Annotated in this window: 22 protein-coding genes and 1 pseudogene; 9 read left to right on the forward strand and 14 right to left on the reverse strand. The window is 56.9% G+C overall.

The annotated features are described in order from the left end of the window. Window positions 1-374: 374 nt before the first annotated feature. From msrQ to mrcB, 9 genes are all read right to left on the reverse strand, one after another. Entirely contained in the window at window positions 375-1,007 is a 633-nt protein-coding gene (gene msrQ / locus AC19YQ_RS10980; protein WP_133078271.1) for a protein-methionine-sulfoxide reductase heme-binding subunit MsrQ, read from the reverse strand. Continuing rightward, window positions 1,007-2,020 carry a protein-methionine-sulfoxide reductase catalytic subunit MsrP gene (gene msrP, locus AC19YQ_RS10985; protein ID WP_133078272.1) on the reverse strand — a complete coding sequence of 338 codons (1,014 nt, stop codon included), beginning with the start codon at window positions 2,018-2,020 and terminating at the stop codon, window positions 1,007-1,009. Before msrP ends, msrQ begins: the two co-directional genes overlap by 1 nt. A gap of 63 nt (window positions 2,021-2,083) precedes the next feature. Further along, window positions 2,084-2,941 (reverse strand): CDP-diacylglycerol--serine O-phosphatidyltransferase, encoded by an 858-nt coding sequence (gene pssA, locus AC19YQ_RS10990; RefSeq protein WP_019825985.1) that lies wholly within the window; start codon window positions 2,939-2,941, stop codon window positions 2,084-2,086. 143 nt (window positions 2,942-3,084) lie between these two features. Beyond that, window positions 3,085-4,101: a ketol-acid reductoisomerase gene (gene ilvC, locus AC19YQ_RS10995; protein ID WP_133078273.1), complete on the reverse strand. Its 1,017-nt coding sequence runs from the start codon at window positions 4,099-4,101 to the stop codon at window positions 3,085-3,087. 49 nt (window positions 4,102-4,150) lie between these two features. Continuing rightward, complete coding sequence (gene ilvN / locus AC19YQ_RS11000; RefSeq protein ID WP_016783407.1) at window positions 4,151-4,642, reverse strand: acetolactate synthase small subunit; 492 nt, start codon at window positions 4,640-4,642, stop codon at window positions 4,151-4,153. A 2-nt stretch (window positions 4,643-4,644) separates the two neighbouring features. Further along, entirely contained in the window at window positions 4,645-6,369 is a 1,725-nt protein-coding gene (locus tag AC19YQ_RS11005; RefSeq protein ID WP_133078274.1) for an acetolactate synthase 3 large subunit, read from the reverse strand. Window positions 6,370-6,778: 409 nt separating this feature from the next. Further along, window positions 6,779-7,108 carry a YqcC family protein gene (locus AC19YQ_RS11010; protein WP_326398984.1) on the reverse strand — a complete coding sequence of 110 codons (330 nt, stop codon included), beginning with the start codon at window positions 7,106-7,108 and terminating at the stop codon, window positions 6,779-6,781. A gap of 5 nt (window positions 7,109-7,113) precedes the next feature. Then, window positions 7,114-7,854: a tetratricopeptide repeat protein gene (locus AC19YQ_RS11015; RefSeq protein WP_133078275.1), complete on the reverse strand. Its 741-nt coding sequence runs from the start codon at window positions 7,852-7,854 to the stop codon at window positions 7,114-7,116. 16 nt (window positions 7,855-7,870) lie between these two features. Further along, on the reverse strand, window positions 7,871-10,195 hold the full coding sequence (gene mrcB / locus AC19YQ_RS11020) for a penicillin-binding protein 1B (RefSeq protein WP_133078276.1): 2,325 nt from the start codon (window positions 10,193-10,195) through the stop codon (window positions 7,871-7,873). 116 nt (window positions 10,196-10,311) lie between these two features. Between mrcB and AC19YQ_RS11025 the strand changes: the two genes are divergently transcribed. Together AC19YQ_RS11025 and AC19YQ_RS11030 are read left to right on the forward strand one after the other, a co-directional pair. Beyond that, window positions 10,312-11,868: a bifunctional aminoglycoside phosphotransferase/ATP-binding protein gene (locus AC19YQ_RS11025; RefSeq protein ID WP_133078277.1), complete on the forward strand. Its 1,557-nt coding sequence runs from the start codon at window positions 10,312-10,314 to the stop codon at window positions 11,866-11,868. Window positions 11,869-12,207: 339 nt separating this feature from the next. Continuing rightward, on the forward strand, window positions 12,208-12,480 hold the full coding sequence (locus AC19YQ_RS11030; RefSeq protein WP_133078278.1) for a TfoX/Sxy family protein: 273 nt from the start codon (window positions 12,208-12,210) through the stop codon (window positions 12,478-12,480). A 234-nt stretch (window positions 12,481-12,714) separates the two neighbouring features. Here AC19YQ_RS11030 and AC19YQ_RS11035 read toward each other — a convergent pair. The 3 genes and pseudogenes from AC19YQ_RS11035 to AC19YQ_RS11045 all read right to left on the reverse strand — a co-directional run. Further along, window positions 12,715-13,434, reverse strand: a pseudogene (locus AC19YQ_RS11035) (heme ABC transporter ATP-binding protein); the annotation flags it as partial. Between the two features lie 47 nt (window positions 13,435-13,481). After that, a complete protein-coding gene (locus tag AC19YQ_RS11040) occupies window positions 13,482-14,465 on the reverse strand; it encodes a FecCD family ABC transporter permease (RefSeq protein WP_326398982.1) in 984 nt (327 codons plus the stop codon). A gap of 50 nt (window positions 14,466-14,515) precedes the next feature. After that, entirely contained in the window at window positions 14,516-15,391 is an 876-nt protein-coding gene (locus AC19YQ_RS11045; RefSeq protein WP_133078281.1) for a heme/hemin ABC transporter substrate-binding protein, read from the reverse strand. Window positions 15,392-15,568: 177 nt separating this feature from the next. Here AC19YQ_RS11045 and AC19YQ_RS11050 point away from each other — a divergent pair, with 177 nt between their 5' ends. Next, window positions 15,569-15,907: a Rieske (2Fe-2S) protein gene (locus AC19YQ_RS11050; protein WP_133078282.1), complete on the forward strand. Its 339-nt coding sequence runs from the start codon at window positions 15,569-15,571 to the stop codon at window positions 15,905-15,907. Here AC19YQ_RS11050 and sfsA read toward each other — a convergent pair. Both sfsA and AC19YQ_RS11060 read right to left on the reverse strand, forming a co-directional pair. Continuing rightward, complete coding sequence (gene sfsA, locus AC19YQ_RS11055) at window positions 15,890-16,597, reverse strand: DNA/RNA nuclease SfsA (RefSeq protein WP_133078283.1); 708 nt, start codon at window positions 16,595-16,597, stop codon at window positions 15,890-15,892. The genes AC19YQ_RS11050 and sfsA overlap by 18 nt on opposite strands. Then, the gene (locus AC19YQ_RS11060; RefSeq protein WP_133078284.1) at window positions 16,597-17,769 is read right to left on the reverse strand and encodes a pyridoxal phosphate-dependent aminotransferase; all 1,173 of its coding nucleotides are present in this window, start codon (window positions 17,767-17,769) and stop codon (window positions 16,597-16,599) included. Before AC19YQ_RS11060 ends, sfsA begins: the two co-directional genes overlap by 1 nt. Window positions 17,770-18,091: 322 nt before the next feature. Here AC19YQ_RS11060 and dksA point away from each other — a divergent pair, with 322 nt between their 5' ends. The 6 genes from dksA (at window position 18,092) to AC19YQ_RS11090 (ending at window position 26,367) form a co-directional block, all read left to right on the forward strand. Next, the gene (dksA, locus tag AC19YQ_RS11065) at window positions 18,092-18,532 is read left to right on the forward strand and encodes an RNA polymerase-binding protein DksA (protein WP_133078285.1); all 441 of its coding nucleotides are present in this window, start codon (window positions 18,092-18,094) and stop codon (window positions 18,530-18,532) included. Window positions 18,533-18,701: 169 nt separating this feature from the next. Then, window positions 18,702-19,589 (forward strand): tRNA glutamyl-Q(34) synthetase GluQRS, encoded by an 888-nt coding sequence (gene gluQRS / locus AC19YQ_RS11070; RefSeq protein WP_326397337.1) that lies wholly within the window; start codon window positions 18,702-18,704, stop codon window positions 19,587-19,589. Between the two features lie 78 nt (window positions 19,590-19,667). Beyond that, a complete protein-coding gene (locus tag AC19YQ_RS11075) occupies window positions 19,668-19,844 on the forward strand; it encodes a hypothetical protein (RefSeq protein WP_003176118.1) in 177 nt (58 codons plus the stop codon). Next, on the forward strand, window positions 19,828-22,782 hold the full coding sequence (locus tag AC19YQ_RS11080; protein WP_219262445.1) for a sensor histidine kinase: 2,955 nt from the start codon (window positions 19,828-19,830) through the stop codon (window positions 22,780-22,782). Before AC19YQ_RS11075 ends, AC19YQ_RS11080 begins: the two co-directional genes overlap by 17 nt. A 22-nt stretch (window positions 22,783-22,804) precedes the next feature. Next, the gene (locus AC19YQ_RS11085) at window positions 22,805-24,238 is read left to right on the forward strand and encodes a sigma-54-dependent transcriptional regulator (RefSeq protein ID WP_133078288.1); all 1,434 of its coding nucleotides are present in this window, start codon (window positions 22,805-22,807) and stop codon (window positions 24,236-24,238) included. A 734-nt stretch (window positions 24,239-24,972) separates the two neighbouring features. Further along, window positions 24,973-26,367 (forward strand): polynucleotide adenylyltransferase PcnB, encoded by a 1,395-nt coding sequence (locus AC19YQ_RS11090; RefSeq protein WP_133078290.1) that lies wholly within the window; start codon window positions 24,973-24,975, stop codon window positions 26,365-26,367. Window positions 26,368-26,369 lie beyond the last annotated feature (2 nt).

Raw genomic sequence — 26,369 nt, forward strand, 5'->3', positions numbered from 1 at the left:
CTGATAATCTTGTTGACTATCAGTCTGACTCCACAAGCACCCACACGAATTGCTTGATTCAGTTGTTAAAGAGCGGTTGGTTTAGCTTTCGCTGAACCGAGGCGCGCATTCTACAGCAGCCTCTGTTACTGTCAAGCGGTTATTTTAAGATGTTTTCAAAGTTTCCTCTGCAACATCAACCACTTGCGCTTTCGATCTCTCGTTAGCGGGAGGTGAATTCTACAGCGTTGCACGCTGCTGTCAACACCTCATTTCCTGCTTCGATGACTTGAAGCTGACACCGCCGAAAACTAATCCAACTCATTGAAACTCAAGGAGTTTTCCGTTTCGACTGCGCCGGAAGTGGGCGAATTATAGGCCGTTACAGATCTGAGTCAAGGGTTAATTTTCACTCTTGATACCGATATCGGTTTCTTCTTATATAGACGCGGAATTCGACTCATGACCACGGGTATTCGCAGCATCAGCAGGCACACACCTATAAAGGCATAAACCGACCATTCCTTGAGGTCCGCCCGCACAATCCAAAGCATATGCAGCAACCCCAATCCTACAACCACATACACCAGACGATGGAGTTTCTTCCAGCGCGCACCCAGCCGCCGCTGACTGTATCGATTTGAAGTCACTGCCAAGGCCAGCAAACACAGAAAACCCAGAGCACCTACAATAATGTAGGGCCGCTTGCGCAACTCCACACCCAGCTGCGACCAGTCAAACCCCAGCACGAAAGTCAGGTATGAACACACATGCAGCACCACATAGGCAAAACACCACAAGCCTATCTGGCGACGCACTGCAATCCATCCAGGCCACCCCGTAAGCTTTTGCATCGGCGTCATGCTCAGTGTTACCAGCAGCAGAATAAGCGCCCCCAACCCCAGCCTATCAACCAGCACCTTTCCCGGATCCGGGCCCAAGGCAAAGATCCAGGCCTCATAAAGCCAGTACAAAGGCCACACAGCCGCTGCTGCAAAGACCCCAATACGCCAAGAAAGGAACTTCATCAGTAGTTCTTCCGTAAATCGAGACCCGCATATAAAGAAGCCACTTCATCCGCGTACCCGTTAAACATCTGGGTATCACGCACATTAGGACTGAACAGGCCGCTCGGCAGACGCCGCTCACGCGCCTGCGTCCATCGCGGATGATCGACCTGCGGATTCACATTTGCGTAGAAGCCGTACTCATCCGCAGCGATGCTCTGCCAAGTGGTTTTCGGCTGCTCCTCCACCAGGCTGATTCTCACAATGGATTTCACACTTTTAAACCCGTACTTCCAAGGCACGACCAAACGTAGCGGCGCTCCATTCTGATTCGGCAATTCGCGCCCATACATGCCCACTGCCAAAATCGCCAGCGGGTTCATCGCTTCATCCAGACGCAACCCCTCAACATAGGGCCAGTCAATCAAGGCGAAACCCGAGCGCTGCCCCGGCATGACCTTCGGATCCTGTAAGGTTTCAAAGCGTATAAATTTGGCTTTCGACGTCGGCTCCACCTGCTTGAGCAATGCCGATATGGGAAAGCCCATCCATGGAATAACCATTGACCAGGCCTCTACGCAACGCAAACGATAGATCCGCTCTTCCAACTGATAAGGCTTCATGAAGTCTTCAAGGGCATAGCGACCCGGCTTGCCCACTTCCCCATCCACGACCACCGTCCAAGGCTCGGTTTTCAAGGCACCAGCATTCTGCGCCGGATCCCCCTTGTCGGTCCCGAACTCATAGAAGTTGTTGTAGTGCGTTGCGTCCTTGAAAGGCGTGATCGCCTCCCCGCTAACCGTGACAGCCTGCCATTTGGTCTGCGGGAGCTTATCGGCAAACCATGCCGGCGCCCTGCCCGGCTCGACATCCGCGTAACGCACCGCATCTTCGGCGCTGGCCCAACGCGGTAGCGCGCCTACAGCCAATCCGGCAAGCGAGCTGCCAAGTAATGCACGACGGGATAAATAGAAGGATTCAGGCGTAACGTCCGACTCTTTGCAGTCGGACGCCTTAGGAAGCTTGATAAGCATGACAACTCCGCAGTATTGGAGGACTGATGCACCAATAGACTACGGAGTATGGGAGAAATTACATCACTCGGCGTTTTTGTTACGGCGCAAACGCAACAAGTACTGGATAGGTCCCGATGCCGCATACGCCAGGAATGCCAACAACAGGATGCGCGGCGGGTCGCTGAACACAACAGCAAACACCAACACTACCGCCAGGATGGCCACGAAAGGAACGCGCCCTTTCAAATCCAGCTCTTTAAAGCTGTTGTACTTGATATTGCTGACCATCAGCATACCGGCTGCAGCCACCAGCAGCGCAACCAGGAACGACATTTTCGAACCCTGGATTCCGTAATCACTGAACGCCCAAACGATACCCGCCACTACACCAGCAGCAGCCGGACTGGCCAGACCTATGAAGTAACGCTTATCCGCTTTACCTACCTGGGTGTTAAAACGCGCCAGACGCAATGCAGCCCCCGCGACATAGATGAAAGCCACCATCCAGCCCACCTTGCCCATATCACCCAGGGCCCAGCCAAAGGCCAGCAATGCAGGTGCAACGCCAAAGGCAACCATGTCCGACAAGGAATCGTACTCGGCGCCAAAAGCACTTTCAGTATTGGTCATACGGGCTACGCGGCCATCGAGACCGTCCAGCACCATTGCGACAAAGATCGCGATAGCAGCAAACGCAAAATACTTGCTTGCTCCTGCAGCATCACCCGCACTCATCGCGCTTTGCGCACTCATGGAGCTGATGATCGAATAAAAACCGGCGAACAGGTTCGCGGTGGTGAACAGGTTCGGCAGCAGATAGATACCACGATGCCGGACTTTACGGCCTTCGGCGTCATGCCCTTCTTCGACATGCTCATCGATAGGCAGCAGGCTATCGGCGTCTGAAGCCGCTTTTGGCTCTTCGGGACGTTCGCTCATGGACATTACCTTGCAACGATATGGAAAGTTTCGGTGGAAGCTTGGGGCCAGCACACACCCGCAAACGATCCTGCTTTATACCAGAAGCTGTCGCTTAAACGAAAAAACGCGGCCTAGGCCGCGTTTTCTCTACAGGCTAAAACTTAGTTCTTTGTTTGATCGACGATTTTATTCGCGCCGATCCAAGGCATCATCGAGCGCAGTTGCCCGCCGATGACTTCGATACCGTGAGCGGCGTTGTTACGACGCTTGGCGGTCATCGATGGGTAGCCAGTAGCACCTTCGGTGATGAACATCTTCGCGTATTCACCATCCTGAATGCGCTTCAGAGCATTACGCATTGCCTGACGGGACTCTGCGTTGATCACTTCCGGACCGGTTACATACTCACCGTACTCGGCGTTGTTGGAGATCGAGTAGTTCATGTTGGCGATACCGCCTTCATACATGAGGTCAACGATCAACTTCAACTCGTGCAAGCACTCGAAGTAAGCCATTTCTGGCGCATAACCTGCTTCAACCAGGGTCTCGAAACCGGCTTTAACCAGCTCGACAGTACCGCCACACAGAACAGCCTGTTCGCCGAACAGGTCGGTTTCGGTTTCGTCCTTGAACGTGGTTTCGATGATGCCGGTACGACCGCCACCAACGCCAGCCGCGTATGACAAGGCTACGTTTTTGGCGTTGCCCGACGCATCCTGATAGATCGCGATCAGGTCAGGAATGCCACCGCCTTTTACGAACTCGGAGCGCACGGTGTGACCCGGTGCTTTTGGCGCGATCATGATCACGTCAAGGTCGGCGCGCGGTACAACCTGGTTGTAGTGGATAGCGAAGCCGTGGGAGAAAGCCAGTGTGGCTCCCTTCTTGATGTTCGGCTCGATTTCGTCCTTGTACAGCGCCGACTGGAATTCGTCCGGGGTCAGAATCATGACCAGATCTGCAGCGGCAACAGCGCTGGCAACGTCAGTCACTTTCAGGCCGTGAGCCTCAGCCTTGGCGACAGTGGCCGAACCTTTGCGCAGACCAACAGTAACGTCAACGCCGGAGTCTTTCAGGTTGCAGGCTTGGGCGTGACCCTGGGAGCCGTAACCGATAATGGCTACTTTTTTGCCCTGGATGATCGAAAGGTCGCAGTCTTTGTCGTAATAAACTTTCATGATTTTCCCTTATATCCAGGCCATTCAGGCCAATTAGCATTTGTTAGTTTTAGATGCTGAGTACTTTGTCGCCACGGGCAATCCCGGTGACGCCACTGCGAACTGTTTCCAGGATCGAGGCGGTACCAATCGACTGAATGAAACTGTCGAGCTTCTCACTGGTTCCTGTCAACTGCACGGTGTACACACTGGCGCTGACATCAACGATCTGCCCACGAAATATGTCCGTGGTGCGTTTGATTTCTGCGCGCTGTGCACCCGTTGCCTTGACCTTGACCAACATCAGTTCACGCTCGATATGAGCACTTTCCGACAGGTCAACCAGCTTGACCACTTCGATCAGCTTGTTCAGGTTTTTAGTGATCTGCTCGATCACTTCATCATGGCCCACCGTGGTCAGCGTCAGACGCGACAAAGTCGGGTCTTCGGTTGGCGCTACAGTCAGGCTTTCGATGTTGTAGTTACGTTGCGAGAAAAGCCCAACAACGCGAGACAAGGCGCCCGGTTCGTTTTCAAGAAGCAAGGAAATAATGTGCCGCATGATTAAGTGCGCTCCGTCTTGCTCAGCCACATGTCGCGCATGGAGCCATCTTTGATCTGCATCGGATAAACGTGCTCACTGGTATCAACCTGAATATCCAGGAACACCAGGCGATCCTTCATGGCAAAAGCTTCTTCCATCTTTGGCTTCAGGTCTTTCAGATCAGTGATCCGGATACCTACATGCCCATAAGCCTCAGCCAGCTTGACGAAATCAGGCAGCGACTCCATGTACGAATGCGAATGACGACTGCCGTAGTTCATGTCCTGCCACTGACGCACCATTCCCAGCACGCCGTTGTTGAGGCTGATGATTTTTACTGGCAAGCCATACTGCAAACACGTCGACAGCTCCTGAATGTTCATCTGAATACTGCCCTCGCCTGTTACACAGGCAACGTCAGCCTCAGGGAAACTCAGTTTTACGCCCATCGCCGCCGGGAAGCCGAACCCCATCGTGCCCAGGCCGCCAGAGTTGATCCAGCGATTAGGCTTGTTGAAGCGGTAATACTGGGCCGCAAACATTTGATGCTGACCCACATCGGATGTTACGTACGCATCACCCTTGGTCACTTCGCAAAGCATCTCGATAACAGCCTGAGGCTTGATCTTGCTGCCGTCACCCTTGTCATAAGGGAACAGGCCGCGATCGCCACGCCATTCGTCGATCTGCTTCCACCAACTGGAAACTGCCTCTGGATTTGGCTTCTCGCCAATGTCCTTGAGGATTGCGACCATCTCGGTGAGCACACTCTCCACCGGACCCACGATCGGTACATCGGCCTTGATGGTTTTGGAAATGGACGCCGGGTCGATATCGATATGGATGATCTTGGCGTTCGGGCAGAACTTGGACGGACCGTTGATTACGCGGTCATCAAAGCGTGCGCCTACAGCCAGAATCACATCAGCATTGTGCATGGTCATGTTGGCAGTGAAGCTGCCGTGCATGCCGAGCATGCCGACGAACTGACGGTCTGTGCCAGGGTAGGCACCCAAGCCCATCAGCGTATTGGTTACAGGCACGTTGAGCATTTTTGCCAGCTCGGTCAGCGGAGCCGAACCGCCGCCCAAAATTACGCCGCCGCCTGCATAAAGCACAGGGCGCTTGGCTGCCAGAAGCATCTCTGCCGCCTTGCGAATCTGGCCTGAGTGACCACGCAAGGCCGGGCTGTAAGAACGCAGCTTGGCTTTTTTCGGGAAAACGTATTCGAACTTCTCGGCCGGGTTGGTCATGTCTTTCGGGATATCGACCACAACCGGACCAGGACGGCCGGATTGAGCGAGGTAGAACGCCTTTTTCATGACCTCCGGGATTTCCGAAGCATGCTTGATCATAAAGCTGTGCTTCACGATGGGCCGGGAGATACCGATCATGTCGGTTTCCTGGAAAGCATCAGTCCCGACCATGGTGCTAGGCACCTGACCAGAAATGATCACCATCGGAATGGAGTCCATGTAGGCAGTGGCAATCCCGGTAATGGCATTGGTTGCTCCCGGTCCGGAAGTGACCAGAACTACACCGGCCTTACCCGTTGCACGGGCATAGCCGTCAGCCATGTGGGTAGCCGCTTGTTCGTGGCGAACCAGGATGTGGGTAACTTCCGGTTCTTTGAACAAAGCGTCGTAGACATGCAGCAGAGCACCACCAGGGTACCCGTAGATATATTTGACACCTTCGTCGCGCAAAAAGCGCACGAGCATCTCACCGCCAGATAAAAGCTCCACGTTGTTCACCTCTAAAACGCCAGAATACCGTTCACAAAAATACGAACGGGTCTTAATAGGTTTACTTTTCAGCAGAGCATGAGCGACGGTGGTCGCCGACTACGTCAGCACTGACTGAGCAAGTATTGGGAGCTCCCCAAGTGTTGCGGGGGTTTCCCACCCAGCGCGAGGTAACGCGTTGCGGGTGTAGCAGGTCGGCGCGGGTGTGCGCCTCATGATCTGCTGAGAGGGTCTGCTTCTGGCAGTCCCTCTACAGCGGGACTTCGATTCTTGTCATTAGGCCTGCCCAAGTCAAGCCATCTATGAGATTTATTTTCATAAATTGACAGGAACGCACAAAAAAACGCGTGAAACGCCAGAAACTGACAAGAAAATGGATGACTGACAGTAAAAGCTGGCAGCCATGACCTCAGGCGGAGGGGCTAATCAGCAGATCAAAACCTTCGAAGTGCTTGAGCAGTGGCTTCCAGTTTCCGCGACGCTGAGCAAAAACCTGATCAGCCATATGCCGAATACCCGAAACATTTGGCAGTGGCAGGCCCTGCTCAACAATGACTTTCATCTTCGGCAGGAAGATCCACTGCACCCACAGTTCAAAATCGAGCCGGTCGACGCTGAACGGCTCCTGGCTGGACAAGTCGTGCTCCGTAGGAACCTTGTCGCTCCACAACCCCTGCGTGCGCATTTCCTGCTCGATGAGCAACAAGAACCCGGCGACTTCAGGAGTACGGGAATCCATGACCATCAGAGGCTGACCTTGGCTTTTTGACGGGCCAGTGCAGCGCCTGCAGCATCGCCCTGTTTCTCACGCGCCTGGGCAATCAAGCCCCACAGACTGGCCTGCAGGTCCGGACGACCATTGGCGAACGTCAAACCGCGACGGGCAAACTGCTCCGCCTGAGCGGCGTCACCTTGTGCCATCCGCACTTGCGCCAAGCGATAGAGTACTTGCGGCTCCCGAGGCGCCACGCGCTGAGCACGCTCAAGACTCGACGAAGCGCCATTCAAGTCACCGCTCGACTGTTGCTGCTGAGCAGTGGTAAGCAACGCCAGCACTGGACCATCCAGCTGCTCGTCGGCAGCCAGAACGCCGCTACTGCTCGATGGAATTCCGCTTGGCGTAATCGGCGCCGGGGCGCTGTACGTATTACCCGGTGTATAGCTGCCCGTGCTGATGGGCGCTGCCGCCGGGCCAGGCGTAATCGGTCCGGGCGTGAACGGCTGGGTGCTGATCGGCGTAGATACGCTTGCAGCGCCACCCGGGATCATCACGACAACGCCCGAGTCCTCGGTAATCGTGCGCGCCTGAGTAGCACGCGGCGCAGTGGCCTGTGGGTAGTTTCCAGTCGTACGCTGGGCCGAAACTCGTTCGTTATTCGACACCGCCACACCAGAATCGACCACAGGGATCGAACCCTGAGGCACGCTGGCACAACCATTGAGCAAAGCCAGGGCTGAAACAGCCGCAATCCACAACTTATTCACGTAAAACCCTCTTTGCTTAATTCAACCAGCCCTTGACCCAATCCATCACGGCCTCACCTGAAGCAGGCGCCTGCCCGCCACAACTGGTCCCCGCTGGCGGCTCACTGCCGCGAATATACGGCATCTGTACCGCGCCAGGGCAGCTGGCGTCAGATCCTTGACCCGTATGCGGATCAATCCAGGCCTGAACAATGTTATCGGGCTGAGGCATATCGAGCGGCAGCGGGTCAGCTTTCTTCATAAAGCTGGTCCACACTTGCAGAGCACCGGTTGCGCCGGTAAACGGCGTTTTGCCGTTGTCGTCGCGACCCAGCCAGACCACTGCCAGCAAGTCCTGACTAAAACCTGCGAACCAGCTGTCACGCGAATCGTTACTGGTACCGGTCTTGCCTGCCAACGCAAGATTCCTGGGCAGTACGTTATAAACCGAACGCCCCGTACCTTCGCGCATTACATGCTGCATCGCATTCTGGATCAGGAAGATAGAACCCGGATCGAAGCGTTGCTGGATCTGGAACGGATAGCGCTTGAGTGGCTCGCCTTCTGCTGTCAGTACACTGCGAATCCCGCGCATCGGCGTATTAAAGCCGCCGTTGGCCAAGGTCTGATACATGGTCGCCACTTCCATCGGGCTCAATGCACCGGCACCCAGCAACATGGACGGGAACGCCGGGAACTGACGCTCAACCCCCAGTCGCGCCAAGGTCTTGAGCACATTAGGCACGCCGACTTCCTGCCCCAGTCTTACAGTACCCAGGTTGTAGGAGTTCATCATCGACTGGTAGAGGAAAACCGTGCCATGAGAACGCCGGTCATAGTTCTGAGGCTTCCAGACCTGACCGTCCGCGCCTTTGATCGACAACGGATCATCTGACAGCCAACTGGTCAGCGTGTACTGACTCGGCCGCTCAAGCGCCGTGAGATACACCGCAGGCTTGATCAACGAACCGATGGGCCGTACCGCATCCAGGGCACGGTTAAAACCTGCAAAGCGCGGTGCACGGCTGCCGATCAGGGCCTGAACCTCACCGGTTTCGGGATTCGTGACCACCATTGCGGCTTCCACTTCATCCGAACCCTTACGCCCGGTCAGACGCTTGAAGGTCTCACCCATTGCGGCTTCAGACTTCATCTGCAGGATCGGGTCGAAGCTGGTAAAAATCCTCAACCCCTCTTCGGTCAAGTCTTCATCTCGATAATCTTCACGTAACTGACGCTTTACCAGATCCAGAAAACCCGGGAACGAGCTGTCTGCCAGACTGCCACGCGTGGTCACGCCCAGTGGCATTTTCTTGGCAGCAGCCACTTGCTCAGACGTTGCAACACCTTGCTGCTCAAGCAAGTCGAGTACCAGATTACGGCGAACAAGCGCTCGCTCAGGGTAGCGTCGCGGATTGTAGGCAGATGGCCCTTTGACCATGCCTACCAGCAGCGCCACTTGATGCAACTTGAGCTCGGCCAGCGGCTGGCTGAAGAAGAACTGACTGGCCAGGCCAAAGCCATGAACAGCCCGTTGACCGTCTTGACCTACAAACACTTCGTTGAGATATGCCTCAAGGATTTCGCGCTTGTCGTAATGCATCTCAAGCAACAAGGCCATCATCGCTTCAGTCAACTTGCGGCTCAGACTGCGCTCGTTGGTCAGGTAGAAGTTCTTGACCAACTGCTGAGTCAATGTGCTGCCGCCCTGACGCATTTGCCCGGCCGAGGTATTGACCCACATGGCACGTGCGATCGACTTTGGCGACACGCCAAAGTGATGATAAAAATCGCGATCCTCTACCGTTACCAGCGTTTCAAGCAGAAACGGCGGCACTTGATCGATATTGATCAGGATCCGGTCTTCGAGGTTTTTCGGATAGAGGCCACCGATCAGCAACGGCTCAAGGCGCACCACAGGCAGCTTGGAACCATTGGTCGATGACAGCTCTGCTACATAGTCACCAGAAAAACGTACACGTACCGGCTGTGCCTGTTCAGCACCTTCATAAAACTGGAAGCCACGGGTATTGAGGTCGACCGTGTTGCCATTGACTGCTGCGGCACCAGGGCCATTGGCCACGCTTTCACGGCGGTAGCCCAGCGCATCGAGCTCCGTGAGGAAGTCATTCTTGCTCAGCTTCTGGCCGACGAACAGCTCCAGCGGCCGGGCATAAACCTTGGCCGGGATGGTCCAGCGCTTGCCGGAGAACTTCTCCTGCACGATGGCATCCAGATAGACGGCAAAACCTGCCAGCACCACCAGACCGACCAGACTGAGCTTGATTGCCCAGCCCAGCCAGGGCCGAAGGCCGCCAGAAGGACGTTTGGAACGAGAACGAGGAGATCGGGTACGAGTCATGGCGCGAGATTATACGCACTTTATTCATGTTCATCATGCGCAGCCCGGCGGTTTGCACTCCCGCTGTCAGCCGCCATAATGGCGCATCGAATTTTCCAGACCTTGAAGGATCAACCGTGAGCCAGAACCTGATTGCCGCCCTGCAAAACCCGGACCTCTACCCCCATGAAGTCGATGGGTTTCAGGTTATCGAGACGCACATCTCCTGGGTCATCCTTACGGGGCCGTACGCCTACAAACTTAAGAAGCCCGTCAACTTTGGCTTTCTGGACTTCACCGAGCTCAGCGGTCGCGAGCACTTCTGCAATGAAGAGCTGCGCCTGAACCAGCGCCTGACCGAAGGGCTGTACCTCGACGTATTGCCGATCACCGGTACTGCCGAAGCGCCAGCACTGGGCGGCGAAGGCCCGGCCATCGAATATGTGCTGAAAATGCGTCAGTTCCCGCAAAGCCAGCTGCTGAGCACCTTGCAAGCCAACGGCGAACTCAATGCCGCCCATGTCGACGAAATGGCCCAGCAGATCGCCCTGTTCCACACTCAGGCGCCCCACGTTCCTGCTGAACACTACCAAGGTACTCCAGAAGCCGTGATGGATCCTGTCCGTCAGAACTTCGATCAGATTCGCCCATTTCTTTCGGACAAAGCTGACCTGCTGCAACTGGACGCGCTCCAGGCCTGGGCAGAAGCAAGCTTTACCCGCCTCAAGCCGTTGTTCGAGCAGCGCAAGGCACAGGGATTCATCCGCGAATGCCACGGTGACATTCACTTGGGCAACGCCACCATCATTGATGGCAAGGTAGTGATTTTCGACTGCATTGAATTCAACGAGCCTTTCCGCTTTACCGATGTGTATGCCGACACCGCTTTTCTGGCGATGGACCTTGAAGACCGTGGCCTTAAGTCGCTGGCTCGACGGTTTGTCAGCCAGTACCTGGAACTGACAGGCGATTATCAGGGCCTGGAGCTGCTGAACTTCTACAAAGCCTACCGTGCACTGGTTCGCGCCAAAATCAGCCTGTTCAGCATGCCTGCAGAAGCCAGCCCTGTTCAGCGCGCGGCCACACTGCGCCAATACCGCAATTACGCCAATCTGGCGGAAAGCTACAGCACTATCCCTTCACGCTTCCTGACGATCACCCACGGTGTTTCGGCTGTAGGCAAAAGCTCAGTCGCCATGCGACTTGTCGAGGCACTGGGGGCGATTCGTCTGCGCTCAGACGTTATCCGCAAGCAGTTGTTCGGACAGCAGACCACTGAAAACGCGGTAGGCGATGGCATTTACAATGCCGACTCCAGTACTGCTACCTACAACAAGCTGCATGAACTGGCTGGCATCGTGCTGCGTGCGGGTTTCCCCGTGGTGATCGACGCTACCTACCTCAAGCGTGAACAGCGCGATGCCGCCGCTCAAGTAGCAGAAGCCACCGGCGTGCCTTGCCTGATCCTTGACTGCACAGCGCCAGACGCCGTGATCGAAGGCTGGCTGGCCCATCGCAAGTCCATTGGCACCGACCCTTCTGACGCCACTCTGGAAGTAGTCAAGGCACAGCAAGCCAGTCGCGAAGCCCTGGGCGCCGATGAAATCCTGCGCAGCAAATGTGTTGAAACCCACAACAGCAAAAGCCTCGACACTCTGATCGCTGATATTCGCCAGCGCTTGCCAGGCCTGTAAGGATTCGCGCTAGCCGTGAAACCGCAATGGTTTCACGGCTCAATTGAGCACCGGTGAAATTGAGCGGCCTTTAGTGTTCGTACTCGCCAGCACTGCCGGTAATACAATTACGACACCCGATCCAGCACACATGCAGTGCAATGGATCATGCAGGGTTGCACCGCCTCAGACGCTCTATCCCCTACGCCCCCGCCATCTTCTGACAAAATCCTTGTTGTTTAGAGCCAATCCTTTGTTCCAAAACCGACTAACGGACTGCGGTTTTCCTACTGAGCGCTACACTTCGTAGAATCAAAATGCCCCATAAACGCTGAGCTCACGCCGTCGCAAGGAGAGCTGATGAATGATGAACTCCAGCATTTGAAAAATCTTGGGAAGACCTCAGCGCAATGGCTTCACGCTGTTGGTATTCACAGCGCCTCGGACTTGAGACGTCTGGGGGCTGTTGATGCATATCGAGCAGTAAAGGCCCGGGGCTTCAGGGCTTCTAAAGTATTGCTGTATGCGATTGAAGGAGCCTTGCTGGATGTTCACTGGAACGATATCCCCGCGCAGCGCAAAGAAGAGCTGAACCAGCAGGTGGATCACCTGGCCACGTTGAAAAAAGCCTGAAGTGACTCATTTCAAACACGCACGATGAACGGTAAAAAACAGTTGTTGACATGGTAATGAGAATTGTTATGATTACGCCATCTGGTCGCGAGACCAGTCGATCTTCTGAAAGGCCCTTGGTTCGGACTCTCAGAAAATCTCCTCATCAGGCTAATCACGGTTATTTGACCCGGCTCTTGCCGGGTCTTTTTTTGCCTGCCGAAAAGCGCCAGCCAAATGACTCACGCTACCTGCTCAGCGGGCAATCACCATCGGGCAGCCCAGCTCCGGGTGAGGCTGCACTAAAACGTCCAGACCAAAAACGGCTTTTAGCGCGTCCGGCTGCAGCACCTTTTGCGGACAATCCAGGGCACGGGGACGTCCCTCCTCAAGCAACAACAGACGATCGCAGTAACGCGCGGCAAGATTCAGGTCATGGAGGATGATCAGTACCGCCGCTCCGCGGTCCGCGAACGCACGAATGGCCTTGAGCGTCGTGTGCTGATGCAAAGGGTCGAGCATGGAGGTCGGCTCATCAAGCAACAGGGTTTGCCCGCTTTGCCCTGGCCATAATTGCGCCAGCACCCTCGCCAGATGCACCCGTTGCCGCTCACCACCCGACAACGCCAGATAGCTGCGCCCCGCCAAGTGCTCAACGTCAGCCGCCTGCAACGCGGCGTGAATGATTTCTGAATCGCGGGTCCGACCTGTCTGATGTGGCAGTCGCCCCATACCCACTACTTCTTCAACACGAAAGGCGAAATCCAGGGTAGAGGTCTGCGGCAAGACCGCAAGACGCTGGGCCCGTTGCGCGCCCTTGAAGTTGCCCAGGACTTGCTGGTCCAGCCAGACCTGCCCCCCACTCGGAGCCAAGTCCCCGCACAACGCGGCCAGCAGTGTGCTTTTACCCGCGCCATTGGGACCCAGCACGCCCAGCACTTCACCCGGACGTACATCAAGAGTGACATCCGCCAACACGATTTTCCGGTCACGACGGATCTGCAGATTCTCCGCACGCAGCATCAGTGGCGACCTCGCAACAGTAAGTAGAGGAAGAACGGCGCCCCAAGGAATGCGGTAACAATCCCGATGGGCAGCTCTGCAGGTGCCAGGGCCAGTCGTGCAATCAAGTCGGCAAACAGCAGTAACGCGGCACCTGCCAGCACGGAAGCAGGTAACAGCACGCGGTGATCAGGCCCTGCCAGCAGCCGTACCAGATGCGGCACCACCAGCCCGACAAAACCAATCATGCCTGCCGCCGCCACAGCAGCGCCCACACCCAAGGCAGTGCAAAACACCAGCTCGCGCTTAAGGCCTTCGACGTCGATCCCCAGATGATTGGCCTCCGACTCTCCCAACAACAGCGCATTGAGCGCACTTGCTCGCCGAGGCAACCACAAGGCAACACCCACAGTAACAATCAACAAGGGCCACAACCGCGCGTAACTGGCGCCATTAAGACTGCCCAGATTCCAGAAAGTCAGGGTACGCAATGTCGCGTCATCTGCCAGATAGGTAAACAATCCGACCGCCGAACCGGCCAAAGCTGTCAGCGCGATCCCCGCAAGCAACATGACGGCGACATTGGTCTGACCGTTGCGCCGCCCCAGCCGATACACCAGTGCCGTTACACCCAACCCCCCGAGAAACGCGCACAGCGACAGCAAATAGGGTCCGATAAAATCTGGCAGCCCGCCAAACGCAGATCCGCCCACAATCGCAATCGCCGCACCCAAGGCTGCGCCGCTGGACACACCGACCAACCCGGGGTCGGCCAACGGGTTACGGAACAACCCCTGCATGGCTACACCTGACAACGCCAGCACACCGCCAACTGCCAACCCCAGCAATGTCCGAGGCAAACGAATCTGCCCCAGGATCAGCTCGGCCTGCTCCAGACCTTCGCCCGGTATCGGTATGCCCAGCAACCTCAGAGCCGCGCGCAGGGTGTCAAACAACGGCAAGCTCACAGGCCCCAGCGCCAGCGACAACCACGTCGCCAACAGGCACAGGGCACTCAGGCCAATAAACAATGATCGGGGTTTAACCAGGGTCCTCATGGGTTAGCCGGGGCCGCGGGATAAAAGTCTGCTGTCAGTTGCTTCAAGCTGGCTGGCAATCGTGGCCCCAGTCCACCCACCAGCAGTGTTGGGTCCAGCTCGTACACGCGGCCATTTTTAGCCGCACGGATAGACGCCAATACCGGGTTTTCCTTGAACAGTGCCGTGCGAGCCGCCTCACCTGTCAAACTGCGATCCGCAAACACCAAAACTTCAGGATTGAGCCCTGCCAGCGCCTCCACAGAAAACGGCTTGTAGCCGGTGTGGGTGGCCAGGTTATGTCCGCCAGCTTGAGTCAGCAGCCAGTCTGCCGCCGTATCCTTGCCGGCAATCAGCGGCTTGCCCCCCGCGTGCCCCAATAACAACAGCACCCCAGGCTTCTTGTGATCGGCTTGTGCCGCCTTTACCTGCTGCTGATGACGAACAAGTTGTTGCTGGTAGTCATTGAACAGTTGCCCCGCTTGCGCCTCGTTACCCAGCAGTCGCCCCAAATGCTTCAAGGTGGCTTCAAGGCTTGCAAGATCGGCCTTGGCCGAAAACATCTCTACCGGGACACCTGCACCGCGAATCTGCGCCAAAACCGGCGGCGGTCCCATCTCGTCAGTGCCGATCAGGACATCCGGTTTCAGGCTCAGGATCCCTTCTGCCGAAAGCTGGCGCTGATAACCGATGCTGGGCAGCGACTTGAGTGATTCAGGATGTTGGCTGGTGGTATCGACCCCAACCAATTTAGACTCCGCGCCCAGCGCGCTTACCCACTCCGAAAGCGCTCCACCCGCGCTGACCCAGCGTTGTGGCAACTCGCCAGCCAGGCTGGCATGACTGATCATAAGGCCTGCACAGAGCGAAATCAGGCGGGTACTCAGGCGCATACAGGGGCATTCCTTGAAAAAGAGGGCTCAACGGGACAAGGGGATTGTCACGCCGTGAAAACAGCACATCGCAGAGCAAGCCGCCATTTGATAATTGTTTGCATTTGCACGTCAACCTCTTAACCCACGCTGAAACACGTCAACCACACAGCCGTTTGGCTGCTATTAAGGATTGCCATGAAGTTTTTATGCCCCTCACAGGCACTAAGCGAAGGCGCCAGCCGTGGCTTCGAGCTGGATGAGCTGAGCCTGCTCGTCATTCGTCGTGAAGGCCAGGTATATGCCTACAAAAACCGCTGCCCCCATCGCGGGGTAACACTGGAATGGCAACCGGATCAGTTTCTCGACTCAAGCGCCAGCCTGATCCAGTGCGCGACTCACTCGGCACTGTTTCTGATCGAAAGCGGTGAATGCGTTGCCGGGCCTTGCGCCGGGCAGTTTCTGACAGCCCTTGACTGCCGTGAAGACAGTCAAGGGATCTGGATTACGCCACAAGTGTCAGAGGATGACGTCTAGTCGGCGATCAACCACCACTCCATCAGGCGTCAGGCTTACGCCATACGCCAGCACTTGCACTCCGGCTGCGACCGCCTCGCGCAACGCTGCCGCGTAACCGGGGTCGATCTCCTGGGCCGGACGCACCGCGTCGATACCCGTAAGGTTGACGCAATACAGCTGAACGGCACGCACCCCTTCACGCGCCAGGGTGGCAAGCTCGCGCAGATGCTTGGCACCACGCTGCGTAACAGCATCCGGAAATGCAGCGACACGAGAGTCGTCAAAACCCAGGGTCACACTCTTGACCTCTACAAAGGCAAAGCCTTGGGGGTATTCCAGACGGAAATCAATCCGGCTTTTTTCCTGGCCGTAAGGGACTTCACGCTTGAGTGCAGTGAAGCCATCAAGCTCAGTAATCACCCCTGCCAACAACGCCTCCTCGATCAAGTGATTGGCTCGCGCGGTATTCACGCACGCCAACCGCCCTTGCGGGGTTTGGCTGATTTCCCAAGTGCCCGGCAATTTGCGCTTGGGATCATTGGAGCGGCTGAACCAGACCTGACCACCTTCGACCATGCAATTGAGCATGGAGCCCGTATTCGGGCAGTGGATGGTCATCAACTCGCCAGTGGTGGTTTCGATATCCGCCAGGAAGCGCTTGTAGCGCTTGATCAGCCGCCCTTCTTCCAGTTCAGGTGAAAAACGCATCAGCCTTTCCAGCTCTTGAGACCAAGGGCGATCCGCTCAACGGCCTCCTGCAGGCGCGGCAAACTTTGAGTGTAGGCAAACCGTACGTGGTGCCCTGACTTGAAGCGCCCAAAATCCAGGCCCGGCGTAAAGGCTATGTGCTGGGTTTCAAGAAAGTGCTGGCAAAATGCAAACGCATCGCCGCCAAACGCGCTGATATCGGCGTACAGGTAAAACGCACCCTCTGGCTCTACCGCAATACCAAAGCCAAGCTCACGCAAGGCCGGCAACAGAAAGTCACGACGCCGCCCGAATTCGGCCCGACGCTCTTCCAGAATGGCCAGTGTCTGCGGTTCAAAACAGGCCAGGGCTGCGTATTGAGCCATGCTTGGCGCGCTGATATAGAGGTTCTGCGCGAGCTTCTCCAGATCAGCCACGGCTTCAGGCGGTGCCACCAGCCAGCCCAAACGCCACCCGGTCATGCCGAAATACTTGGAAAAGCTATTGAGCACAAACGCGCTGTCATCGACTTCAAGCACGCTCGTCGCATCGCAGCCATAGGTCAGGCCATGGTAAATCTCATCCACCACCAGATGCCCGTTGCGGGCCTTGATCGCCGTAGACAGTGCCGCCAGCTCATCACGGTTCAAGATCGTACCGGTAGGGTTGGCCGGGGATGCCACCAGCGCACCTACACTGTCTTGATTCCAGTAGCGCTCGACCAGATCCGCCGTCAGTTGGTAGCGCACCTCCGGGCCAACCGGCACCAATTGCGCGGCTCCCTCTACCAGACGTAGGAAATGTCGATTACAGGGGTAGCCAGGATCTGCAAGCAGCCAGTGTTTTCCGGGATCGACCAGCAGGCTGGATGCAAGCAACAAGGCGCCAGAACCACCTGGAGTGACAAGTATCCGTGAAGGATCGATGTTCAATCCATAACGCTGCTGATAGAACCCGGAGATCGCCTCGCGCAGCTCCGGCAGACCACGTGCTGCGGTGTAGCGGGTTTTTCCGGCAGCCAGGGCGGCCTGCCCCGCGGCAATGATCGGCTCAGCCGTGGTGAAATCCGGCTCCCCGATTTCCAGGTGAATCACATCGTGCCCCGCAGCCTGAAGCTCGTTGGCACGCGCCAACAACGCCATCACGTGGAACGGTTCGATTGCGCGGCTGCGCGCACTGTAAGACTGAGCCATGAGCCTGCCTTCCTGGGTAAGCAAAAGCCTGATTCTACCCAAGCAGTGCCACAAGGGAGAGCTAATTACTGTCTTAGGCAAGCGGCCTATAGAACCAAACAACCCAGCCTTTGGTCATAGCTCGACTAAAATTAATATTCAGGTACTAATCTCAAGCACCACAGGCTCTGTACACAACCACTGACAACGGGCTAGACATGCGGGAGTAGCGCAGCCCGATTTGATCTGGTAAGTTCGCCCGCTTGCAGCCGCAGGGCCGGCAGGTGTCGGTGATGTTGCAATCCTGCGCAATGGATTAGAAGAATGAGAGGCGGTCCATTTCATGCCCACACAAACCAAGCAACAGAATACTCAACTTAGCGGCTTCGAACCCTACGTTGAAAAGAAGGGCGAAGAGTACATGGGCGAGCCCATGCGCAAGCACTTCACCAAGATTCTGCAAAAGTGGAAACAGGACTTGATGCAGGAAGTCGACCGCACCGTTGATCACATGAAAGACGAAGCGGCAAACTTTCCTGACCCATCCGACCGCGCTAGCCAGGAAGAAGAGTTCAGCCTGGAACTGCGCGCCCGCGATCGCGAGCGCAAGCTGATCAAGAAAATCGACAAGACTCTCCAACTGATCGAAGACGAGGAATACGGCTGGTGCGAATCCTGTGGTGTCGAGATCGGTATTCGTCGACTCGAGGCCCGTCCTACTGCCGACATGTGCGTAGACTGCAAGACCTTGGCTGAAATCAAGGAAAAACAAGTCGGCAAGTAATCGCTGGCTTGACTGAATGGGGCGTGCGAACGCCCCATTTTTGTTTTTGGACTTTCTGTGTCCTGCGTGGGAGCGGGCTTGCTCGCGATAGCATCACCGCGCCAATCGCTCTAAACCGGGTAGCCCCATCGCGAGCACGCCCGCTCCCACACAAAACCGGCCCACGTCCATGACTGCTCCCTCCTACATCGGGCGCTTCGCCCCAACGCCCAGTGGCCACCTGCACTTTGGCTCGCTGGTCGCCGCCCTCGCTTCTTATCTGGATGCCCGCTCTGTGGGTGGCCGCTGGCTGCTGCGCATGGAAGACCTCGACCCTCCCCGCGAAATGCCCGGTGCACAAGCCGCCATTCTGGATGCCCTTGAACGCTACGGTTTTGAATGGGACGGCGAGCTGGTTCGCCAAAGCGACCGTCACGAGGCATACGCCCAAGTGCTGAACCGACTGTTCAGCATGGGCCTGGCTTACGCCTGCACCTGTTCGCGCAAACAGCTTGAAGGCTATAACGGCATTTATCCGGGGCTGTGCCGCAATGCGGGCCACTCGATGGAAAACGCCGCTATCCGCATACGCGTCCCCGAGCTCGAATACCGTTTTGAGGATCGGGTTCAGGGCTTGTTTGGTCAGCATCTGGGACGGGATGTGGGGGACTTTGTGATTCGGCGCCGGGACGGCCTGTATGCCTACCAACTGGCCGTGGTGCTCGATGACGCCGCCCAGGGTGTGACTGATATCGTGCGTGGCGCCGACCTGCTGGACTCCACACCGCGCCAGCTCTACCTGCAGGAGCTGCTGGGCTTGTCACAACCGCGCTACCTGCATGTGCCGCTGATCGTGCAGCCCGATGGCCACAAGCTCGGCAAATCGTACCGCTCGCCGCCCCTGACACCCGAGCAGGCAACACCATTGCTGCTTCGCGCCTTGCGCGCCCTGGGTCAGACGCCTGACGAATGCTTGAACGACGCCACCCCGCGTGAAGTCCTGGATTGGGGCATCGTTCACTGGAGCGCAGCCAAAATCCCGCGCACACTGACCCTCCCCGAAGCGCAATTACGCTGACAACCCTTGCAGGTTGCCAGCCATCCGTTACCATCGCCGCACGTTTTTGGGCATGCGGCCTGTAAAAGTGAGGGCGGGATGTATATCTATCGATTGGTCCTGTTGCTGGTTGTCGGGATCTACCTGTTTTCTCCCGCCATCATGGATTGGTGGATCGATGCAACAGGTGCCTGGTACAGGCCCTATCTGCTCTGGCTGATTCTGATCGTTGTGACCTTTATTCTTCAGAGCCAAAAAGATGCCGATGAGCTTTAGCCTGACCCAGATGATCCTGATCAGCGCCGCCTACCTGGGGGTACTGTTTGGTGTGGCCTGGATCAGTGAACGCGGCATGATCCCGCGCGCAATCATTCGCCACCCGCTGACCTACACACTGTCGCTGGGCGTCTATGCCAGTGCCTGGGCGTTTTACGGCACCGTGGGCCTGGCCTACGAATACGGCTATGGATTTCTATCCAGCTACCTGGGGGTTTCCGGGGCCTTTTTGCTGGCGCCCGTGCTGCTCTACCCCATCCTGAAAATTACCCGCACTTATCAGCTTTCATCCCTGGCTGACTTGTTCGCTTTCCGTTTTCGCAGCACATGGGCCGGTGCGCTGACCACGATTTTCATGCTCATAGGCGTGTTACCGCTGCTGGCCCTGCAGATCCAGGCCGTGGCCGACTCCATCAGCATCCTCACACGCGAACCCGTGCAACACCGCGTCGCCCTGAGCTTCTGTGCGCTGATTACCCTGTTTACGATCTTCTTCGGCTCGCGGCACATCGCCACCCGTGAAAAACACGAAGGTTTGGTCTTCGCGATCGCCTTTGAGTCGGTAATCAAACTGATCGCCATTGGCGGGGTGGGCCTCTACGCGCTTTATGGTGTGTTCGACGGCCCGCAACAGCTTGAAGTCTGGCTGCTGCAAAACCAGACCGCCCTCGCCGCTCTGCACACGCCATTGCAAGAAGGCCCGTGGCGTACCTTGCTACTGGTGTTTTTCGCCTCGGCCATCGTGATGCCGCACATGTATCACATGACCTTCACCGAGAACCTCAACCCGCGCGGACTGGTCAGCGCCAGCTGGGGCCTGCCGCTGTTCCTGCTGCTGATGAGCCTGGCCGTGCCGCTGATTCTATGGGCTGGCCTCAAGCTGGGCGCCACCACCAATCCCGAGTACTTCACCCTCGGTATCGGCATCGCCGCCAACAGCAAACCCCTTGCGTTGCTGGCCTATGTCGGCGGATTGTCTGCCTCTAGCGGGCTGATTATCGTCACCACCCTGGCACTGTCCGGCATGGCCCTGAACCATCTGGTGCTGCCGCTTTATCAGCCACCCGCCGAGGGCAACATCTACCGCTGGCTGAAGTGGACCCGCCGGGCACTGATCGTAGCCATCATCATGGCTGGCTATGGCTTTTACCTGCTGCTGGGCGCCGAACAGGATCTGGCCAACCTCGGTATCGTCGCATTCGTCGCGACCTTGCAGTTCCTGCCGGGCGTGCTCTCGGTACTGTACTGGCCGACCGCCAACCGACGCGGCTTTATTGCCGGATTGCTGGCAGGGATTCTGGTGTGGATGGCGAGCATGCTGTTCCCGCTGATCGGCAACTTCCAGGGGTTCTACATCCCGTGGCTGAACATGATCTATGTGCTGGACGACACCAGCTGGCACATGGCGGCAATCGCCTCACTGGCAGCCAACGTCCTGATGTTCACCCTGATTTCGCTGTTCACCAATGCCAGCCCCGAAGAGGCCAGTGCCGCCGAAGCTTGCGCCGTCGACAACGTACGCCGTCCACAACGGCGCGAGCTGCACGCCGCCTCACCGCAAGAATTCGCCACCCAGCTGGCCAAACCGTTGGGCGCCAAGGCGGCACAAAAAGAAGTCGAGCAAGCACTGCGTGACCTGTTCTTACCGTTCGACGAGCGCCGCCCCTACGCCTTGCGCCGTTTGCGCGACCGTATCGAAGCCAACCTTTCAGGCTTGATGGGCCCCAGCGTTGCCCAGGACATGGTCGAAACCTTTTTGCCCTACAAGTCGGGCGGCGAAAACTACGTCACCGAAGACATCCACTTCATTGAAAGCCGGCTTGAGGACTACCACTCACGCCTGACGGGGCTGGCAGCCGAACTCGACGCCTTGCGCCGTTATCACCGCCAAACCTTGCAAGAGCTGCCCATGGGCGTTTGTTCGCTGGCCAAGGATCAAGAGATCCTGATGTGGAACAAGGCCATGGAAGAGTTGACCGGTATCCCGGCCCAGCGTGTGGTGGGTTCGCGCCTTAGCACCCTGGGAGATCCGTGGCGAGAGTTGTTGCAAGGCTTTATCGACCTGCCTGACGAACACTTGCACAAGCAGCACCTGGCCCTGGATGGCCAGACTCGCTGGCTCAACCTGCACAAAGCCGCGATCGATGAACCTCTGGCCCCAGGAAACAGCGGCCTGGTGTTACTGGTCGAAGACCTTACAGAAACCCAGATGCTCGAAGACAAGCTGGTGCATTCCGAGCGACTGGCCAGCATCGGACGCCTGGCGGCGGGTGTCGCTCACGAAATCGGCAACCCTGTCACCGGGATCGCCTGCCTGGCGCAAAACCTGCGCGAGGAACGCGAAGACGACAGCGAGCTGACTGAAATCAGCAGCCAGATTCTTGAACAGACCAAACGTATCTCGCGCATCGTCCAGTCCTTGATGAGCTTCGCCCATGCCGGCAGCCACCAGCACAATGACGAGCCCGTCTGTCTGGCCGAAGTGGCACAGGATGCCATTGGCCTGCTGGCCCTGAACCGACGCAATTTCGAGGTGCAGTTCTATAACCTCTGCGACCCTGATCATTGGGTCGACGGAGACCCGCAACGACTCGCCCAAGTATTGATCAACCTGCTCTCCAACGCCCGTGACGCCTCACCGGCCGGGAGTGCAGTGAGGGTCAAGAGCGAAGCCAGCGAGCACACCGTCGACCTCATCGTGGAAGACGAAGGCACAGGCATCCCCAAGAACATCATGGATCGATTGTTCGAACCGTTTTTCACCACCAAGGACCCTGGCGAAGGCACCGGTCTGGGCCTTGCACTGGTCTATTCCATCGTTGAAGAGCATTATGGACAAATCACCATCGACAGCCCGGCTGACATTCACAGCCAACGCGGAACCCGTATCCGGGTGACACTACCGCGTCATGTCGAAGCGACGTCCGCTGTGAACTGAGACCGTCGAGAGAACCGAATCAATGCCGCATATTTTGATCGTCGAAGATGAAACCATCATCCGCTCCGCGTTACGCCGTTTACTGGAGCGTAACCAGTACCAGGTCAGCGAGGCCGGCTCGGTGCAAGAAGCACAGGAGCGTTTCAGCATCCCCTCGTTCGACTTGATTGTCAGCGACCTGCGCCTGCCAGGCGCTCCGGGCACCGAGCTGATCAAGCTCGGCCAAGGCAAGCCGGTGCTGATCATGACCAGCTATGCCAGCCTGCGCTCGGCTGTTGACTCGATGAAAATGGGCGCTGTCGACTACATCGCCAAACCCTTTGATCACGATGAAATGCTGCAAGCGGTGGCGCGTATTCTGCGTGACCGGCAAAACGTCCAGAGCGCACCTGTCGAGCGCCCTGCCAAACCGGGTGTCAGCGACAAAAGTGCTGTGGATAACAGCAACGGTGAAATCGGCATCATCGGCTCCTGCCCACCCATGCTGGACATGTACAGCAAGATCCGCAAAGTCGCGCCAACCGATTCCAATGTCTTGATCCAGGGTGAATCCGGTACCGGCAAAGAGCTGGTTGCACGCGCCCTGCACAATCTTTCCCGGCGTGCCAAGGCACCGATGATTTCGGTGAACTGCGCAGCCATTCCTGAATCTCTGATCGAGTCCGAACTGTTCGGCCACGAAAAAGGCGCGTTTACCGGCGCCAGCGCTGGCCGTGCAGGCCTGGTTGAAGCGGCCGACGGCGGAACACTGTTCCTTGATGAAATCGGCGAACTGCCGCTTGAGGCCCAAGCCCGTCTGCTTCGCGTGCTGCAAGAGGGCGAGATTCGCCGCGTAGGTTCCGTGCAGTCGCAAAAGGTCGATGTACGCCTGATTGCCGCGACGCACCGCGACCTGAAAAGCCTGGCCAAGGTCGGTCAGTTCCGCGAAGACTTGTACTACCGCCTGCACGTCATCGCACTCAAGCTGCCCGCATTGCGCGAGCGTGGCGCTGACGTGAACGAAATCGCCAACGCTTTTCTTGCACGCCAAAGTGCCCGCATTGGCCGCACTGACCTGAAATTCGCCCCCGATGCCGAGCGGGCAATCAGTCATTACTCCTGGCCGGGTAACGTGCGTGAACTGGAAAACGCAGTAGAGCGAGCGGTGATCCTGTGTGAAAGCCCGGAAATTTCGGCTGAACTGCTGGGTATCGATATTGAGCTGAGCGATCTGCAAGACGATGATTTTATCGGCCTGGCCCCGCAGCAGAGCATCGTCAACGGTAACACCAGCCTTGATCCGACCGAAGATCTGTCACTGGAAGACTACTTCCAGCACTTCGTGCTTGAGCATCAGGACCACATGACCGAGACAGAACTGGCCCGCAAACTGGGGGTCAGCCGCAAGTGCTTGTGGGAGCGGCGCCAACGCCTGGGCATTCCTCGGCGCAAAACCGGCGTGCCAAGCGAGGGCTAGGTAACACGTTTAAATGTAAAAAAACTGTTACCTCAGTCAAATCACGTAACAAAAGCCGGGTCTTAAGGTAACGATGACCCGGCTTTTTTTTGCCCTGAAAAAAGCAAAAACACTTAAAAACCCTTATTTTGCTGGCCCGTGCAAAAGTTGGCACGACCCCTGCTATATGTATTCGTACAAGAACAATAAGAATCACAGCAACACACAATAAAAATAAGACGTATCGGCTCACGCATAACAAGAACAACACGGCGGAGGCGCAGCTAACTGATTGTTTTGGAGAGGCGTTGTAAATGGGGCTTGCCCCACGACTAGGCAGAGAACAACAAAAACTGCACTTAAAGCAGAGCCTGAACTAGTTGGATCATGGATCACATCAACACAGCGACCAAAGCAATCCGTTTGCTCTTATCTCCCGATTGGGAGGGTTACTCAGGCAAGACCTCTGTAACCAGGGCGATTAACAAAAACAAAAAGCCCGCAATCAATAATAAAAATAGAGCATGCAATTCATTCTGGGGGAGCTTTGGCTCCCCTTGTGCTTGCTGCGATTCAGAAAAAACTCCCACGGCTCTACCTCAACGTTCTCGCAGCTATTTTTGCCTGTTACCTGCAGCTTCGCTCACAAGAGCGACTCAGCGTCCTACACCATCCCCTGACTAAATGCTAGAATCCCCGCCCATCATGCGGTCATTCTTCGTTTTGGCCGAACATTCCTTCAAACAGTGCATCCCATGCTGAAGAAGCTGTTCCAGTCATTCCGTTCCCCCAAGCGTCGTACGCAACAACTGCGCAGCACCCCTGAAGTGCTCAACAGCAGCCAACACTCGCTGCAACGTGCCCAGTTCAGCCGCTACGCGGTCAACATCGTCGAGCGCCTGCAGAACGCCGGTTACCAGGCCTATCTGGTAGGCGGTTGCGTACGCGACATGCTGCTCAACATCACGCCAAAAGACTTTGACGTCGCTACCAGCGCCACGCCTGAACAAGTGCGCGCCGAGTTTCGCAATGCGCGAATCATCGGTCGACGTTTCAAACTGGTGCATATCCACTTTGGTCGCGAAATCATTGAAGTCGCAACCTTCCGTGCCAATCACCCGCAAAACGACGAAGAGGAAGACAGCAACCAGTCCTCACGTAACGAGAGCGGGCGCATCTTGCGCGACAACGTTTACGGCACCCTTGAAGAAGACGCCCAGCGTCGTGACTTCACGATCAACGCCCTGTACTACGACCCGGTCAGCGAACGCATCCTCGACTACGCCAATGGCGTACACGACATACGTAACCGCTTGCTGCGCCTGATTGGTGACCCGCAACAGCGCTACCAGGAAGATCCGGTGCGCATGCTGCGCGCAGTGCGTTTTGCCGCCAAGCTCAACTTTGGCATCGAAAAACACACCGCCGAGCCGATTCGCGAACTGGCCCCCATGCTGCGCGAAATCCCCTCGGCACGGTTGTTCGAAGAAGTCCTCAAGCTGTTCCTCTCGGGTAACGCTTCAGACACCTTCGAAATGCTGGTTGACCTCGAGTTGTTCGACCCACTGTTCCCGGCCAGCGCCGAAGCACTGGAACACAATCCGACATACACCCACACCCTGATCAGCGAAGCCTTGCGCAACACCGATCTGCGGATCAAACAGGGCAAACCGGTAACTCCGGCCTTCCTGTTTGCTGCCCTGCTCTGGCCTGCCCTGCCGGCCCGTGTACTGCGTCTGCAAGATCAAGGCATGCCGCCCATTCCTGCCATGCAGGAAGCCGCGCACGAACTGATCGCCGAACAGTGCCAGCGCATTGCCATTCCCAAGCGTTTCACCATGCCGATTCGCGAGATCTGGGACATGCAGGAGCGCCTGCCACGGCGCAGCGGCAAACGTGCCGACATGTTGCTCGACAACCCGCGCTTCCGTGCCGGCTACGACTTCTTGCTGCTGCGTGAAAGCGCAGGCGAGCAGACCAATGGCCTGGGCGAGTGGTGGACGGACTATCAGGACGCCAATGACAGCGGTCGCCGCGACATGATTCGTGACCTGAGCAACGCCAAGGATGACGGCACCGGGCCTGCACCGCGTAAACGTCGCCGCACCAGCGGTGCCAAGCGCAAACGCAGCGCCGCAGCGGACGAGTAAGC

This window comes from Pseudomonas sp. MF06569 (genome assembly GCF_059862735.1).

What these genes read in the sequence shown, in the direction of transcription:
- msrQ (WP_133078271.1), bottom strand. Translation starts at nt 1,007, where the DNA reads ATGAAGTTCCTTTCTTGGCGTATTGGGGTCTTTGCAGCAGCGGCTGTG.
- msrP (WP_133078272.1), bottom strand. Translation starts at nt 2,020, where the DNA reads ATGCTTATCAAGCTTCCTAAGGCGTCCGACTGCAAAGAGTCGGACGTT.
- pssA (WP_019825985.1), bottom strand. Translation starts at nt 2,941, where the DNA reads ATGAGCGAACGTCCCGAAGAGCCAAAAGCGGCTTCAGACGCCGATAGC.
- ilvC (WP_133078273.1), bottom strand. Translation starts at nt 4,101, where the DNA reads ATGAAAGTTTATTACGACAAAGACTGCGACCTTTCGATCATCCAGGGC.
- ilvN (WP_016783407.1), bottom strand. Translation starts at nt 4,642, where the DNA reads ATGCGGCACATTATTTCCTTGCTTCTTGAAAACGAACCGGGCGCCTTG.
- AC19YQ_RS11010 (WP_326398984.1), bottom strand. Translation starts at nt 7,108, where the DNA reads ATGGATTCCCGTACTCCTGAAGTCGCCGGGTTCTTGTTGCTCATCGAG.
- mrcB (WP_133078276.1), bottom strand. Translation starts at nt 10,195, where the DNA reads ATGACTCGTACCCGATCTCCTCGTTCTCGTTCCAAACGTCCTTCTGGC.
- AC19YQ_RS11030 (WP_133078278.1), top strand. Translation starts at nt 12,208, where the DNA reads ATGAATGATGAACTCCAGCATTTGAAAAATCTTGGGAAGACCTCAGCG.
- AC19YQ_RS11045 (WP_133078281.1), bottom strand. Translation starts at nt 15,391, where the DNA reads ATGCGCCTGAGTACCCGCCTGATTTCGCTCTGTGCAGGCCTTATGATC.
- AC19YQ_RS11050 (WP_133078282.1), top strand. Translation starts at nt 15,569, where the DNA reads ATGAAGTTTTTATGCCCCTCACAGGCACTAAGCGAAGGCGCCAGCCGT.
- sfsA (WP_133078283.1), bottom strand. Translation starts at nt 16,597, where the DNA reads ATGCGTTTTTCACCTGAACTGGAAGAAGGGCGGCTGATCAAGCGCTAC.
- AC19YQ_RS11060 (WP_133078284.1), bottom strand. Translation starts at nt 17,769, where the DNA reads ATGGCTCAGTCTTACAGTGCGCGCAGCCGCGCAATCGAACCGTTCCAC.
- dksA (WP_133078285.1), top strand. Translation starts at nt 18,092, where the DNA reads ATGCCCACACAAACCAAGCAACAGAATACTCAACTTAGCGGCTTCGAA.
- gluQRS (WP_326397337.1), top strand. Translation starts at nt 18,702, where the DNA reads ATGACTGCTCCCTCCTACATCGGGCGCTTCGCCCCAACGCCCAGTGGC.
- AC19YQ_RS11075 (WP_003176118.1), top strand. Translation starts at nt 19,668, where the DNA reads ATGTATATCTATCGATTGGTCCTGTTGCTGGTTGTCGGGATCTACCTG.
- AC19YQ_RS11080 (WP_219262445.1), top strand. Translation starts at nt 19,828, where the DNA reads ATGCCGATGAGCTTTAGCCTGACCCAGATGATCCTGATCAGCGCCGCC.
- AC19YQ_RS11085 (WP_133078288.1), top strand. Translation starts at nt 22,805, where the DNA reads ATGCCGCATATTTTGATCGTCGAAGATGAAACCATCATCCGCTCCGCG.
- AC19YQ_RS11090 (WP_133078290.1), top strand. Translation starts at nt 24,973, where the DNA reads ATGCTGAAGAAGCTGTTCCAGTCATTCCGTTCCCCCAAGCGTCGTACG.